A 12,762-nucleotide genomic window follows, 5' to 3' on the forward strand; every position below is an offset into this window, starting at 1 on the left:
GTTTCCTCCAGCGACAAAATGATCTAGGCGCACGCGCATGACTGCGCACAAATCAGGCGATCCCACCACGCTCAACCGGCTCTATGGCCGCCAATCCGGCCATAAGCTCCGGCAGGGGCAGCAGGCCCTTGTCGATGAGCTGCTGCCGGCGATCAGCGTGCCCGAAGAGGGCGAGATCACCGCCGAGCGCTTGTTCGGCCCGACCGCCTTTGGCGAGCGACCGCTGCATTTCGAGATCGGTTTCGGCAGCGGCGAGCATCTGGCCTACCGCGCCGATATGCTGCCGGACCATGGCTTCATCGGCTGCGAGCCCTTTCTCAACGGCGTGGTCGGCGCGTTGGGGCATGTGCGGGACCAGCATCTGGGCAATGTCCGGCTGCATATGGGCAATGCCCTCGAAGTGCTGGCGCGCATCCCCGATGGGGCGCTCAGCTTTGTGTATCTGCTCCACCCGGACCCATGGCCCAAGGCCCGGCACGCCAAGCGGCGGATGATGAACAAGGGGCCGGTCGACATGATCGCCGCCAAGCTGAAACCGGGCGGCGAATTCCGGTTCGGGACCGATCATCCGATCTACCTGCGCTGGGCGCTGATGGTGATGCGGGACCGCGAGGACTTCGACTGGCTGTGCGATAGCCCGCGCGATTTCCTCAACCGTCCGGGCGGCTGGCCGGAAACCCGCTATGAGGCCAAGGCTCGCAGGCAAGGACATGAGGTCTGGTACTTCCGATATCGGCGGAAGTGAAAATAACCATTTAGGTTATTTACTGTTGACATCGTGACGCTCTCTGGTTAGAAGAAGGCATCATCGCAATTCGAATCGCTTGGACGGGCCGCTCATATAGAGCCGGCCTGCTCGTCCCGTGGCGCATTGCGAAGGCTTCTCTCAACAGGATGGTGTTCATGACGCAACGCCCGATCGGTGCGCCGCGACCGCGCATGTCGCGTCCCCGGCGCCCGCGCTGGACGATCCAGCGCCGCCGCCAGTTTCTTGCGGTGCTCGCCGAGACATCCAATGTCAGTGCAGCGGCGCAGGCGGCCTCAATGCATCGATGCACGGCCTATGCGCTCAAGGGGCGTGACCCCGAATTCGCCCGAGCCTGGAAGGAGGCGCTGGAGCAGGGCTATTCCGACCTCGAATTGCACCTAATGCGCCAATCGATGGACGGGACGATGCGAACCGAAACGGTTATCGATGGCGAAACCAAGGCGGTCAAGCAGGTGCGGACCATCCACAGCTATCCGTTGACGGTGGCAGTGCGATTGCTGACAGCCCATCGGCAGGAGGTGGAATCCTGGCGGCGCGAAACCGAGGCGGCAAGTGGCGCTGGCGATGACCCGGAAGATCTGGACGGGCTGGATGCCGAACTGGAGGCCATTTGCGAGCGGTTCCTCACGGAGGACGATGGAGAGGAGAATGCCGGGGAGCCGGCAGGTGAATGACGACAGGCTGTCGATGATCGATCGCCTGGCCAGACTGAGTCCCACGCGGCGGCAGCAATTGTTACGAAACTTGTCACTCTTGCAACGGCGGCGCTTGATGCAGGCTTGGCGCTTTCGGGCGCGACCTGCGCAATTGCCGCCGCCGGGCGACTGGTTCACCTGGATGATCATGGCGGGGCGAGGCTTCGGTAAGACGCGGGCTGGTGCCGAATGGGTGCGAATGGTGGCCGAGGGCGACCCCACCGCGCGCATCGCTTTGGTCGGGGCGAGCCTGCATGAAGCGCGAGCCGTGATGGTGGAAGGCGAGAGCGGAATGCTTGCCATCGCGACGCAGGGCAATGAACCGAAATGGTTTCCCGCCAAGCGTGAGTTGCGCTGGCCGGGCGGGGCGTGCGCCATGCTTTATGGCGCTGCGGACCCGGAGACGTTGCGTGGGCCGCAGCACAGCCATGCCTGGGCGGACGAGATCGGGAAGTGGCCGCGCGGGGAGGCAGCGTGGGACAATCTGGCGATGGGGCTGCGTCTGGGCAATCGACCGGCCATTGTCGCGACCACCACACCGCGCGCCGTGCCGCTGGTCCGACGCCTAGCTGCCGATCCGCGCGTGGTGGTGACGCGGGGCAGCACGCGGGACAATCGAGGTGCGCTTCCGCAGAGCTTCCTCGCGGAGATGGAACGCAATTTCAGAGGCACGCGGCTGGGGCGACAGGAACTGGACGGGGAATTGTTGCTTGATCACGAAGGCGCGCTGTGGACGCGGGCGCTCATTGAGACGTGCCGTTTAGCCGGCCTTGTGCCTGAGCGTGCAGAGCTGGCGCGTGTCGCGGTGGGCGTCGATCCGCCAGCGAGCGCGGGAGGCGACGCCTGCGGGATCATTGTCGCAGGAATCGATCAGGCCGGCGAGGCAATCGTGCTGGAGGATGCGAGCGTCGAGCAGGCGAGCCCGCAACGCTGGGCACAGGCTGTAGCGCACGCCGCGGAGCGCTGGGCGGCAGATCGCATCGTGGCGGAAGCGAACAACGGCGGCGAGATGGTGCGTACCGTGCTGCGCGGGGCCGACATGGCCCTGCCGGTCCGTCTGGTTCATGCGGCGCAGGGCAAAGTGGCGCGAGCCGAGCCGATTGCCGCCGCCTATGAGGCCGGTCGGGTCCGCCATGCCCGACCCTTTGCGATGCTTGAGGACCAGTTGTGCGGCTTGTTGATCAATGGACGTTACGAGGGGCCGGGACGATCGCCTGACCGTGCGGATGCCCTCGTCTGGTGCCTGACCGAACTGCTTTTGAAGACCAATCCGCAGGCGCGGGTGCGATCACTCTAGCTTGTCGCTTCACCCCGTTTCGGGAACGATACGGAAGTGCTTGCTATTGGTTGCAAGCAGGCACAGCATGATCGTCCCATGAAGCTGTCCCCAGGAGCTTCCACGGGTGAACGACATTTTGGAGAAGATTGCCGAGGCATCCAGCCTCCCGCTGCTGTGGCGCGGGATGACGCGCTATTATGCGCGCAACGGCTTCGGCGCGGTCAGCTATTATTGGGTGAAAATCGGCACCAACATGCCGGCGACCCTGCCGCTGCAACATGGCTTCTCCAAAAAGGAGGTGGCGCTCTATTGCTCGTTCGATTTCCAGCGGCTGGATATCGTGCCGCGCGCGGCGCTGGCAGCAGGCGTACCAATTCGGTGGCATGAGGTGTGGGGCAATACCGAACTGACGGTCGAGGAGCGCCAGTTTCTGGAGGCCATGCGGCAGATCGATTTCACCGATGGGTTCTCCTTGCCTTGCTATGGCCCTGGCAATCGTAATGGCGTCGTTGGTCTGGGGAGGATCGCGCCGGATGCGGACCTGAGCGAAGAGCGGATGACCCAACTGCATTTTGCGGCGCAAGCGGCGCATTTGCGGATCTGCGGTCTCTTCGCGGAAGAAACGGGGCGCGAACGGCAACTCTCTGCGCGGGAAAAGGAGATCCTGCATTGGGTGGCGCGGGGCAAGAGCAACACGGTGATTGCCGACATCCTCCAGATATCGCCGGGAACGGTCGATACCTATATGCGGCGAATTTACGAGAAGCTGGAGGTGTCTGACCGGACGTCTGCCGCCGTCAAAGGTGTGGGGTCCGGCTTGATCGCGGCCTGATCCATTCCCGCGCGATCGGGGGCGTTGCCACGCATCGGCCGTCGCGACCGATAAGTGATTTTGCAGCCGCCAGCCCCGACGCTGGCGGCTTTTTTGGTGCGCAAGCGAGGAGACGATCAGGTGAAATGGTTTGGACGAAAAGCCGCGTCGACACCGACGCGGCCGCCGCTGGCGCGCGCGTGGCTGGGGCTTGGCTGGGCAGGAGCGGGCGACTGGCCGCAAAGCTATGAGGCGCAGCTCAAGGGGGCAGTGATTGCCAACCCGGTGGCGCAGCGTGCGGTGCGGCTGGTGGCGGAGGCGGCGGGAAGCGCGGCGTTGCACGCGGTGGCTGCCAAGGAGGGGGATGCGCAAGCGGCTCTGGCGCTCGTGCAGCGGCGCGTGGCGGGGCAAAGTCTCATCGAGACGCTCGCCGCGCATGTGCTGCTGCATGGCAATGGTTACGCACAGATTGGCCATGGCGCTGATGGTCTGCCCGCGACCCTCTATGCCCTGCGCCCCGAACGGGTGACAATCGAGCAAGATCGCGCCGGCTGGCCGGTGGGCTATCGCTACCGGGCGGGCGAAAGCGAGATGCGCTATGCCAGCGAGGATGCGGCAGGGCGGACTGCGGTCATCCACGTCAAAGCGATCAACCCGGCAGACGATCATTATGGGCTAGGCTGCCTGGGCGCTGCAGCGGGTGCGGTGGCGATTCACAATGCGGCGACGCAGTGGAACAAGGCGCTGCTCGATAATGCAGCGCGGCCATCCGGCGCGCTCATTTATGCGCCGGGCGATGGCAGCGTGCTCGCGCCCGAGCAGTTCGCCCGGCTGAAGGCCGAACTGGAAGGCGCATTTCAGGGTGCGGACAATGCGGGGCGGCCGATGCTGCTGGAGGGCGGGCTGAACTGGCAGTCGATGAGCCTTTCCCCGCACGACATGGATTTCGTGGCGCTAAAGGCAGCGGCGGCGCGGGACATCGCGCTCGCCTTCGGTGTGCCTCCCGTGCTGATTGGGATGCCGGGGGACAGCACCTACTCGAATTATCGGGAGGCCAATAAGGCGCTGTGGCGGCAAAGCGTCCTGCCGCTGCTGGCCAAACTGCTCGGCGCGCTCGGGCAGGGGCTGCGCGACTTCTGGCCCGAACTGGTGCTGGAGGTCGATCTCAACCGCTTGCCCGCCCTGGCTGAGGACAGGATGCTGCTGTGGGACCGGATCGAGAGGGCGGATTTCCTCTCGACCGAGGAAAAGCGCACGATGCTGGGGCTGGACGCCGCGCGCGCATGAGCGCCGGGACCGTGCGGTTCGCCGGCTATGCGGCGATCTTCGACAAGATTGATCAGGGCGGCGATGTCATCGCGCCGGGCGCCTTCTCGGCCAGCCTCTCGCGCCGTGCGGCGACAGCGCTGCCATTGCTCTGGCAGCATCGGGCGGGCGCGGTGATCGGCCGGATCGATCATGTCACGGAGGATGCACGCGGGTTGCGGGTGATCGGCACGATTAGTGCGTCGGGGGCGACAGCGGAACAGGCGAAGGCGCTGCTGCGCGACGGGCGGATCGAGGGATTGTCGTTCGGCTATCGCGTGGTGGCGGCGCAGGGCCATCAGCCCCGCCGGCTGCATGCGCTCGATCTGGTCGAGGTGAGCCTGGTGACCCACCCGATGCAGCCGCTGGCGCGCGTTCATGCGGTCGAGGCCGGGTGAGGGCGCAGACGGATTTCTGGATGTTGGAGGGGCCGATTGCGGCCCCTTTTTGTTTTTGACGGCAGGAGAATGACGCAATGCAGGACGTGGAAACCAAGAGCCTTGAGGAGAGCTTCGACGCGATCCTGCAGGCAGACCGGCTGACGGGTATGGAGGCCCGGATGGACGTCTTTGACGAGGCGCTGCGCAAGCAGACCGAGCGGGCGATGGCGCTGGCCGGTCGGCCGCCGCTGGATGGCGCCAAGGGCAGCGATGTCGACCCGGCGCGGGCAGCCTTCACCGACCGCTATCTGCGGCGCGGCATCGAAGCCGGGGTGGAGCTGAAGAGCTTCTCGGGCGCGAGCGGCGGCAGCGGCGGCTATGCGGTGCCGCGCGAGATCGACCAGATGATCGATGCGGCGCTCAAATCAATTTCGCCGATCCGCGCGGTGGCCAATGTGGTCCGCACGGGGTCGGCGGGATATCGCAAGCTTGTGACGACTGGCGGTGTCGTATCTGGCTGGGCGGTCGAGACTGCGGCGCGGCCCGAGACGGCGACGCCCACATTCCAGGAAATCGCGCCGCCCTCCGGGGACCTTTACGCCAATCCGTCGGCCAGTCAGGCGATGCTGGACGATGCCCAGTTCGATGTGGAGAGCTGGCTCGCCGAGGAAATCGCCCGCGAGTTTGGCCGGGCAGAGGGCGCGGCATTCATCAATGGCGACGGGACGAGCAAGCCCAAGGGCTTCCTGACCTATGCGACGACCAATCAGGCGGACAGCGTCCGCCCGTTCGGGTCCTTGCAATATGTCGCATCGGGCGCAGCGGGCGGCTTTAGTGCCAGCAATCCGCAGGATCGGCTGATCGACCTCGTCCAGTCGCTGCGGGCGCCGTATCGGCAGGGTGCGGTATTCGTGATGAATGCCGCGACGCTGGCGACGATCCGCAAGTTCAAGACCAGCGATGGCGCGTTCCTGTGGCAGCCGAGCATGATCGCGGGTCAGCCGGCGACGTTGCTTGGGTATCCGGTGATCGAGGCCGAGGACATGCCCGACATCGCCGCCAACAGCCTCTCCATCGCCTTCGGCAATTTCACCAATGGCTATGTGATTGCCGAGCGCAGCGAGACGAGCATCTTGCGCGATCCCTTCACCAACAAGCCGTTCGTCCACTTCTACGCAGTGAAGCGGATCGGCGGCGCGGTCGCCAACAGCGAGGCCATCAAGCTCATGAAGTTCGCCGCCTCCTGAGGAGGCCCTGATCGGCGAACCGATGAGGGGCGCCATGCCGGTCTCTCCCCGCCGGCATGGCGCCTTTTTCTCAGGCTTGAAGGACGGCTGCGATCATGAGCGTGATAATCGAGAAGGGCGGGCCGCTCGCGGTGCCGCTCGAAGACCTGAAACAGTATCTGGGGGTCAGCCTTGCCGACGACGACGCTGCCCTCACCGATCTGCTGCGCGCGGCGAGCGAGGCGGCCGAGCAGTATCTCGGCCAGATGCTGATCGAGAGAGCTGTGACCGAAGTGCGCGGCGCCAGCGGTGCATGGGGTCGGCTGACGATGGCGCCGGTCAGCGCGACCAGCAGCATTGAAGGACTGCCGGCGGATGGCGCGGCATTCGTCCTGCCGGTTACGGCCTATACCATCGATATCGATGCGCAGGGGGCGGGATGGGTGCGGATCCTCAATCCGGGATCGGCCGGACGGGTCCGCGTGACCTATCGTGCTGGCCTTGCCCTGGCCACGGACAATGTGCCCGATGCGCTTCAGCACGCCGTCGTTCGGCTGGCGGGCGAGTGGTATGCGCGACGCGACGGGCTGGAGGGAGACCTGCCGGCATCGGTTGTCTCCCTGTTGCGGCCCTGGCGACGGGTGCACCTCGCATGAGCGGCGAGATGGCAGTGAGGGGGGCGGTGATCGCCGCACTCCGCAACGATGCGGACCTGATGGCCCTGGTCAACCTCGTGAGCAATGGCGAGCCGATCAAGGCAAGCCCGCCCTGGCTTCTGGTCGGCGAGATGATGTCGACCGGCTGGGGCGCACGGGATGTGACGGGGCTGGCGCTCCGCTTGCCCATCCAACTGGTCGTTCGTGGCGATGATCTGGCGCGGGTGACCGCCGTGCTGGCGCGCATGGATGCCGTGCTCGCGGGGGTCGATGGCGATCTGGGCGACTGGCGGATCACCAGCTTGCGGTTCGAGAGATCACGCATCCTGCGCAGCCGCACCGAGTGGCGAGCGAGCGCCGACTATGCCGTGCGGGCGGCGCGGCTGAATTGAAGCCCACATCTCACTCGATGCGAACGGGGATGCGGATACAGAAAGGATCAAGGCGATGGCAGTGGAGAAGGGCAGCGCGTTTCTGCTCAAGATCGGCAATGGCAGCACGCCGGTAAGCTATGCGACGGTGGCGGGGCTGCGCGCCACGCAGCTTTCCGTCAATGGTGAGGCGGTGAATGTCACCTCCAAGGATTCCGGCGGCTGGCGCGACCTTCTGCCGGGCGCGGGGGTGCGCTCCGTCAGCGTGTCAGGCTCCGGGATCTTTACCGGATCGGCGGCGGAAACCCGGCTGCGCAATCATGCGCTGGCGGGCGCCATCGACGATTATGAACTGAGCTTTGAGAGCGGCGAGAAGCTGCGTGGGCGGTTTCTGGTTACGCGGCTGGACTATGCCGGCGATTATAATGGCGAACGCACCTATACGCTCGCGCTGGAGAGCTCCGGTGCCGTGAGCGCGCTATGAGCGGGGCGGTCGCGAATGAAGCGCGGGGGGAAGCCGCGCTCATGGTCGGCGAGCACTGCCTGACAGTGCGCCCGAGCTTTGCGGCGTTGGTCGCTGCCGAGCGCGAGACCGGGCCGTTGCTTGCGCTGGTCGAGCGCGCGGCGGACGGGCGGCTCGGCCTCGCCGAGATGGAAGCTCTGTTGTGGCACTGCCTTACGGATCGACCCGAGGCGATGGCCCGAGCCGATCTGGGCGACGCGCTGATCGCGCAAGGGGTGGGCGTGGCCTTGCCGGCGCTTCGGGCAATCATGCGGCAGGTCGTGGCTGGCGGGGCATGACGTCGGCCTGCTTTGCGGAGGTCGCGCGCACGCTGGCCGGGCAGGCCGGGCTGCTGCTCGGCTGGCGCCCCGACGAGTTTTGGGGCGCGACGCCGGCCGAGCTGGCCGACGCCCTGGCGGTGTTGCGCGATCTGGCCGGGCCTCAGGTCGCGCCGTTCGACCGATCTGTACTGGCCAAGATGATGGAAAGGCATCCCGATGGATGAGGATATGCAAAGCCTGTTCGCGCCGATGGGCAGCGACATGGCCCGCTTGCGCGAAGATGCGAGCGGTCTGCGCGACGAGCTAGATTTACTGAGCACAGGCGCGGAACGAGCGAGCCGCGCCATCGAGGCGGGGCTGCTGCGTGCTGTGCGGACGGGGCGGATCGGCTTTGAAGATCTCGGCAAGATCGCGCTGTCCGTCATGGACCAGATCGCCCGTTCGGCGGTTCGTAACGGCTTGGAGGCGATCCTCGGCGGCGGAGGCTCTTCCGGGCTTTTGGGATTGGGAACGAGCCTCATCACCGGTGCGCTTGGGTTGCCCGGCCGGGCAACGGGTGGCCCGGTGGCGCCGGGGCGTGCCTATCTCGTCGGTGAGCGCGGGCCGGAGGTGTTCGTCCCCACGCATAGCGGCCAGATCGCGCCCGGCATGGGCGGGCAGGGGGGACGAGACGTGCGCGTCTCGATCACCGTCAATGGCAGCGGCCAGGAGGCGCCGCGCGCGCTGGCGCGCAGTGCGCGTCAGGTGGCGCGGGCGGTGCGTGGGGCGCTCGGGGATTAGGCGTTTTCGCGTCCATGACTGTGTCTCGACTAGAGCCGAGAGGCTGAAGTTTACCCTGAGCGCCCGCCTGCGGGCGGTCGAAGGGCTCGACACAAACGGGCGGGGGCGGGTGGGATCGCCCGCCGAAATGGCTGCTCTCGATATCAACAAAGGATAACCCCGATGGCCTACTGGCTGGCGACCGAGAGGCGCAATCAGGAGAGCGGCGTGGTCAAGCGCTTCTCGCCACCTTTCTGGACCGTCAATTTCCCACGGCCGATGACGGCCTCCGTCGTGACGGTCGGGGATGATGGATTGCGCGTCGATGCGGTGTTCCATGGCTCGGGCGACCTTGCCGGGCTGATCTGGGAATCGGCCGATATATGGGATCATCCGCTGCTCCGTTATGAGACGCGACGGGATTATCGTGGCTGCACCTTGCGGTTCCGCTGGCGAAGCGCTGGGGTCAAGCCGCTCGATGCCATTCAGGGCCCGACGTTGACGCTTGAGGGGCGGGATGCGGCCGGCAATGCGTGCGCCTGGTATGTGCGGCTGTGGAACTATGCAGAAGGCAGTCCGGAGGATGCGGTCGTCACCCTCGACTTCGACGCGTTGGTCGGAGGCTTTGCCTTGCCCGCCGATGCGGACCCGGTGGATGCGCGGGATATCGACCGCCTGTTCATCTCCATCGTCCAGACCGATTATGATGAGGGAGAGACGACCTTTCATGACGCCCGCGAAGGCTGGGTGGAGGTCAGCGAGATGGTTTGCGAGGGGGCAGGATCGGTCATCGCCATGGGCGATCCGATGCTGCCGGAGCATGGGCTGTCCATCGCCAGCGGCTATGATGATGCGTACAACCAGACGCCCGAGCGCTTGCTGCGGCAGGTGCTGGCGCTCGGCTATCGCGGCGCGATCAATCATTATGTCGGGATGAGCCACTATATGCGGCTCGCCCCTGACGGCAGCGATTTTCGCGTGACGCTGGCGGGCGGTGCGCTGGCGACGCCATGCCGGCGCTGGCACGAGGACTTCGCGGCGCGCTGCAAGGCGCTGGGGTTCGGGCTGATCCTTTCGCTCTCTTACGAGCTGTTCGATGCTTATTGCCCAGCTGAGTGGAAGCAGCGGGCGTGGGACGGAGCGCCCGCGCTGACAGGGTGGACTCCGCCCTCCACCCTGCTTTCGCCAGCCAATGCCGCGGCAAACGACTATTTGCGTGCGGTGGCGCGGGCTTTTGCCGGCATCGCGCGGGATGCCGGGCTAGCGGTGCGTTTCCAGATCGGCGAGCCCTGGTGGTGGGTGATGGCGGATGGGCGACCCTGCCTGTACGACGATGCTGCGCGCGCTGCGTTCGGGAGTGCTGCGGTGGAAATCCCGACAGTTCGCGATACGCTCGACAGCGGGCAGATCGCTTTGCTGGATGCGGCTGGCGCTCTGCTGGCCGCTTCGACAGCGGGCGTGGCAGATGCCGTGCGCGCGGAGACCCCGGGCGCCGAGCTTCTTCTGCTTGTCTATTTACCGAGCGTACTTGATCCGGCGGCGCCGGAGCTCAAACGCGCGAACGTGCCGACAGGCTGGGCCGCGCCGGCTTTCGACCGGTTGCAGATAGAAGATTATGACTGGGTGACCGAGGGCCGAACCGCCCGCTCAGCCGCAGGGCGCGCCGCGATGGACGCGCGCTTGGGCTATCCGCCAGATGAGCAGCATTATTTCGCCGGATTTTTGCCGGCTGGCTCCACCGATGAGTCAACGCAGATCGGCTGGGACCGCATCGCCGCGGCGGCAGATGCTGCGCGGGCGCGCGGCCATGCCGCCACCTTCATCTGGGCGCTGCCCCAGGTCGCGCGGGACGGCTTTACCTATTTCCAGCTTTCAGGAGATGCGGACGTGCAGCATTTCGACGACCTCGCCTTTCCGCTCGACATCGGCAATCGCGCGCAGGTGGCGCCGGCTTTCTCGACGCGGATCGTGGAGAGCGTGTCCGGCCACGAGCAGCGCAGCACGCAATGGGCTGACGCGCGGCTGCAGTTCGATGCGGGGCCGGGGGTGCGATCCGAGGCGGATATCGCGACGCTCATCGCCTTTTTTCGGGCTCGACGCGGCGCAGCTCGGGGGTTTCGGTTCCGTGATCCGTTCGATCATGCGTCTGGCTCGTTCGGCCTTGCGCCGGGGCCGTTTGATCAGTGGATCGGAACGGGCGATGGCGTGACGACCAGCTTCCAGTTGCGCAAGAATTACGGGGGGAATGATCCCCAGCAACGACGGATCACGCGGCCCGTCGCAGGGAGCATCAGGGTTGCGGTGGACGGGGTCGAGCGATTTGCCGGCTGGTCTCATCCGGGCATGGGGGAGATCGCGTTCGATGACCCGCCGCCCGAGGGCGCGGTGGTGACGGCGGGCTTTGTCTTCGACGTGCCCGTGCGCTTTGCCGAAGACCGGCTGGATATCGACCGAGAGACGTTTGCGGCGGGCATTGTCCCGTCCGTCCCCCTGATGGAGGTGCGTGAGTGAGCGCTGCGGCGATCCTGAGCAAGCCGCTTTGCGCGCTCGCTTTTTGCTGGCGGTTGGAGCGGCGGGATGGCGTGACCATCGGCCTGACCAGCCATGATCGAGGCCTGCGGGCGCACGGCCTGCGTTATGCGGCAGCACCCGGGATCACGCCGAGCGCCATCGTGCAGGGTGGCAACGACCCGGACCTGACGGACGTGCAGGGCGCCATCAGCAGCGCGGCCATCAGTGAGGTCGATCTCGATGCCGGGCGCTGGGACGGCGCGACACTGCTCCTGCATCTCACCGAATGGACCGAACCCGGGGTGCTCTGGCTGGAACTTGCGCGCGGCGAACTGGGAAGCATCGAGCGGCGCGGCGGCGCTTATTCGATGAGCTTACGGTCCACGCTTGCTGCGGCGCTTGAGCGACCGGTCGCGCCGGTGACCAGCGCCACCTGCCGGGCGACGCTGGGGGATGCGGATTGCCGGATCGATTTGCGACGGCATCAGCAGATCGTCGCGGTTGGTGCCGTGGCGGATGACCGCATTGCGTGCGGTGGCCTGCTGGCTGGGGTGTATCCCTTCGGCTCGTTGCGCTGGCTGGAGGGGCCCAATTGCGGCCTCCTGCAGACCATTGTCGATCAGGAGGCGGGGGGCGTTTTCTTGGCGGAACCGCCGGTGTTTCCGGTGGCATCAGGCACGCGCGCGCTGTTGACGCAGGGGTGCGACAAGCGCCTCGCGACCTGCGCGGGGCGGTTTGGCAATGCCGTCAATTTCCGCGGGGAGCCGCATCTGCCCGGCATGGATCTGCTGACGCGCTATCCGGGGAGTTGAGTGATGGACCTTGGCGAACGCATGGCGGCCGAGGCCTTGGCCTTGGTCGGCGTGACCTTTCGGTTGCACGGGCGCAGCGTAGAGACGGGGGTGGACTGTGTGGGCTTGGTTGCGCTGGCGGCGCGGCGGGCCGGAGTCCGCGTTCCCACGCTCCCGACCTATAAGCTGAGGGGGATGGGGCAGGCGAGGGCAGTGCAGAACCTCGCGGCATGCGGCCTCTCGCCGGCGCCGGAGCTGGGCGAAGGCGCCGTGCTGCTGGTCGATAGCGGTCCGATGCAGTTGCATCTGATGATCGTGACGCCGGGCGGCCATGTCCATGCTCATGCCGGACTGGGCAAGGTGGTGCTGATGCCGGGGTCATCGCCCTGGCCGGTGCTGGGCGCGTGGCAATTTCAGGAGTAAGGC

16 protein-coding genes are annotated in these 12,762 nt (G+C 66.2%); all 16 read left to right on the forward strand.

From position 1 onward, the window contains the following. Positions 1 to 37 precede the first annotated feature (37 nt). The 16 genes from trmB (at position 38) to M2343_RS00585 (ending at position 12,759) form a co-directional block, all read left to right on the forward strand. On the forward strand, positions 38 to 745 hold the full coding sequence (trmB, locus tag M2343_RS00510) for a tRNA (guanine(46)-N(7))-methyltransferase TrmB (RefSeq protein WP_181560376.1): 708 nt from the start codon (positions 38 to 40) through the stop codon (positions 743 to 745). Positions 746 to 903: 158 nt separating this feature from the next. Then, on the forward strand, positions 904 to 1,443 hold the full coding sequence (locus M2343_RS00515; RefSeq protein WP_181560375.1) for a hypothetical protein: 540 nt from the start codon (positions 904 to 906) through the stop codon (positions 1,441 to 1,443). A gap of 13 nt (positions 1,444 to 1,456) precedes the next feature. Further along, positions 1,457 to 2,761 carry a DNA-packaging protein gene (locus tag M2343_RS00520; protein WP_413716034.1) on the forward strand — a complete coding sequence of 435 codons (1,305 nt, stop codon included), beginning with the start codon at positions 1,457 to 1,459 and terminating at the stop codon, positions 2,759 to 2,761. 106 nt (positions 2,762 to 2,867) lie between these two features. Next, complete coding sequence (locus tag M2343_RS00525) at positions 2,868 to 3,575, forward strand: helix-turn-helix transcriptional regulator (protein WP_181560374.1); 708 nt, start codon at positions 2,868 to 2,870, stop codon at positions 3,573 to 3,575. Between the two features lie 120 nt (positions 3,576 to 3,695). Beyond that, positions 3,696 to 4,841: a phage portal protein gene (locus M2343_RS00530; RefSeq protein ID WP_264575184.1), complete on the forward strand. Its 1,146-nt coding sequence runs from the start codon at positions 3,696 to 3,698 to the stop codon at positions 4,839 to 4,841. After that, complete coding sequence (locus M2343_RS00535) at positions 4,838 to 5,257, forward strand: HK97 family phage prohead protease (protein WP_264575185.1); 420 nt, start codon at positions 4,838 to 4,840, stop codon at positions 5,255 to 5,257. Before M2343_RS00530 ends, M2343_RS00535 begins: the two co-directional genes overlap by 4 nt. A 77-nt stretch (positions 5,258 to 5,334) precedes the next feature. Beyond that, on the forward strand, positions 5,335 to 6,486 hold the full coding sequence (locus M2343_RS00540; RefSeq protein ID WP_264575186.1) for a phage major capsid protein: 1,152 nt from the start codon (positions 5,335 to 5,337) through the stop codon (positions 6,484 to 6,486). A 95-nt stretch (positions 6,487 to 6,581) separates the two neighbouring features. Next, positions 6,582 to 7,121, forward strand: coding sequence for a head-tail connector protein (locus tag M2343_RS00545; RefSeq protein ID WP_264575187.1), 540 nt, complete (start codon positions 6,582 to 6,584; stop codon positions 7,119 to 7,121). A gap of 8 nt (positions 7,122 to 7,129) precedes the next feature. After that, positions 7,130 to 7,513 carry a DUF3168 domain-containing protein gene (locus tag M2343_RS00550; protein ID WP_264575188.1) on the forward strand — a complete coding sequence of 128 codons (384 nt, stop codon included), beginning with the start codon at positions 7,130 to 7,132 and terminating at the stop codon, positions 7,511 to 7,513. A gap of 55 nt (positions 7,514 to 7,568) precedes the next feature. Then, complete coding sequence (locus tag M2343_RS00555; protein WP_181560368.1) at positions 7,569 to 7,976, forward strand: phage major tail protein, TP901-1 family; 408 nt, start codon at positions 7,569 to 7,571, stop codon at positions 7,974 to 7,976. Next, positions 7,973 to 8,293 (forward strand): gene transfer agent family protein, encoded by a 321-nt coding sequence (locus M2343_RS00560; RefSeq protein ID WP_264575189.1) that lies wholly within the window; start codon positions 7,973 to 7,975, stop codon positions 8,291 to 8,293. Before M2343_RS00555 ends, M2343_RS00560 begins: the two co-directional genes overlap by 4 nt. Beyond that, the gene (locus tag M2343_RS00565) at positions 8,290 to 8,499 is read left to right on the forward strand and encodes a phage tail assembly chaperone (RefSeq protein WP_264575190.1); all 210 of its coding nucleotides are present in this window, start codon (positions 8,290 to 8,292) and stop codon (positions 8,497 to 8,499) included. The genes M2343_RS00560 and M2343_RS00565 overlap by 4 nt, the downstream gene beginning before the upstream one ends. Beyond that, positions 8,492 to 9,055, forward strand: a complete 564-nt coding sequence (locus M2343_RS00570; RefSeq protein WP_264575191.1) for a tail tape measure protein — start codon at positions 8,492 to 8,494, stop codon at positions 9,053 to 9,055. The genes M2343_RS00565 and M2343_RS00570 overlap by 8 nt, the downstream gene beginning before the upstream one ends. Positions 9,056 to 9,217: 162 nt before the next feature. Next, on the forward strand, positions 9,218 to 11,545 hold the full coding sequence (locus tag M2343_RS00575; protein WP_264575192.1) for a DUF2460 domain-containing protein: 2,328 nt from the start codon (positions 9,218 to 9,220) through the stop codon (positions 11,543 to 11,545). Continuing rightward, on the forward strand, positions 11,542 to 12,357 hold the full coding sequence (locus tag M2343_RS00580) for a DUF2163 domain-containing protein (protein WP_264575193.1): 816 nt from the start codon (positions 11,542 to 11,544) through the stop codon (positions 12,355 to 12,357). The genes M2343_RS00575 and M2343_RS00580 overlap by 4 nt, the downstream gene beginning before the upstream one ends. Before the next feature lie 3 nt (positions 12,358 to 12,360). Continuing rightward, positions 12,361 to 12,759 carry a peptidoglycan endopeptidase gene (locus M2343_RS00585; protein WP_264575194.1) on the forward strand — a complete coding sequence of 133 codons (399 nt, stop codon included), beginning with the start codon at positions 12,361 to 12,363 and terminating at the stop codon, positions 12,757 to 12,759. Positions 12,760 to 12,762: the final 3 nt, after the last annotated feature.

The sequence above is a fragment of the Sphingobium sp. B8D3B genome, from assembly GCF_025961875.1.
Classification (GTDB): Bacteria; Pseudomonadota; Alphaproteobacteria; order Sphingomonadales; family Sphingomonadaceae; genus Sphingobium.

Bases quoted from the DNA above. Each gene is read 5' to 3' on its own strand.
- M2343_RS00545 (WP_264575187.1), top strand. From the start codon at position 6,582: ATGAGCGTGATAATCGAGAAGGGCGGGCCGCTCGCGGTGCCGCTCGAA.
- M2343_RS00520 (WP_413716034.1), top strand. From the start codon at position 1,457: ATGATCGATCGCCTGGCCAGACTGAGTCCCACGCGGCGGCAGCAATTG.
- M2343_RS00550 (WP_264575188.1), top strand. From the start codon at position 7,130: ATGGCAGTGAGGGGGGCGGTGATCGCCGCACTCCGCAACGATGCGGAC.
- M2343_RS00585 (WP_264575194.1), top strand. From the start codon at position 12,361: ATGGACCTTGGCGAACGCATGGCGGCCGAGGCCTTGGCCTTGGTCGGC.
- M2343_RS00555 (WP_181560368.1), top strand. From the start codon at position 7,569: ATGGCAGTGGAGAAGGGCAGCGCGTTTCTGCTCAAGATCGGCAATGGC.
- M2343_RS00565 (WP_264575190.1), top strand. From the start codon at position 8,290: ATGACGTCGGCCTGCTTTGCGGAGGTCGCGCGCACGCTGGCCGGGCAG.
- M2343_RS00515 (WP_181560375.1), top strand. From the start codon at position 904: ATGACGCAACGCCCGATCGGTGCGCCGCGACCGCGCATGTCGCGTCCC.
- M2343_RS00560 (WP_264575189.1), top strand. From the start codon at position 7,973: ATGAGCGGGGCGGTCGCGAATGAAGCGCGGGGGGAAGCCGCGCTCATG.
- M2343_RS00575 (WP_264575192.1), top strand. From the start codon at position 9,218: ATGGCCTACTGGCTGGCGACCGAGAGGCGCAATCAGGAGAGCGGCGTG.
- M2343_RS00570 (WP_264575191.1), top strand. From the start codon at position 8,492: ATGGATGAGGATATGCAAAGCCTGTTCGCGCCGATGGGCAGCGACATG.
- M2343_RS00540 (WP_264575186.1), top strand. From the start codon at position 5,335: ATGCAGGACGTGGAAACCAAGAGCCTTGAGGAGAGCTTCGACGCGATC.
- M2343_RS00535 (WP_264575185.1), top strand. From the start codon at position 4,838: ATGAGCGCCGGGACCGTGCGGTTCGCCGGCTATGCGGCGATCTTCGAC.
- trmB (WP_181560376.1), top strand. From the start codon at position 38: ATGACTGCGCACAAATCAGGCGATCCCACCACGCTCAACCGGCTCTAT.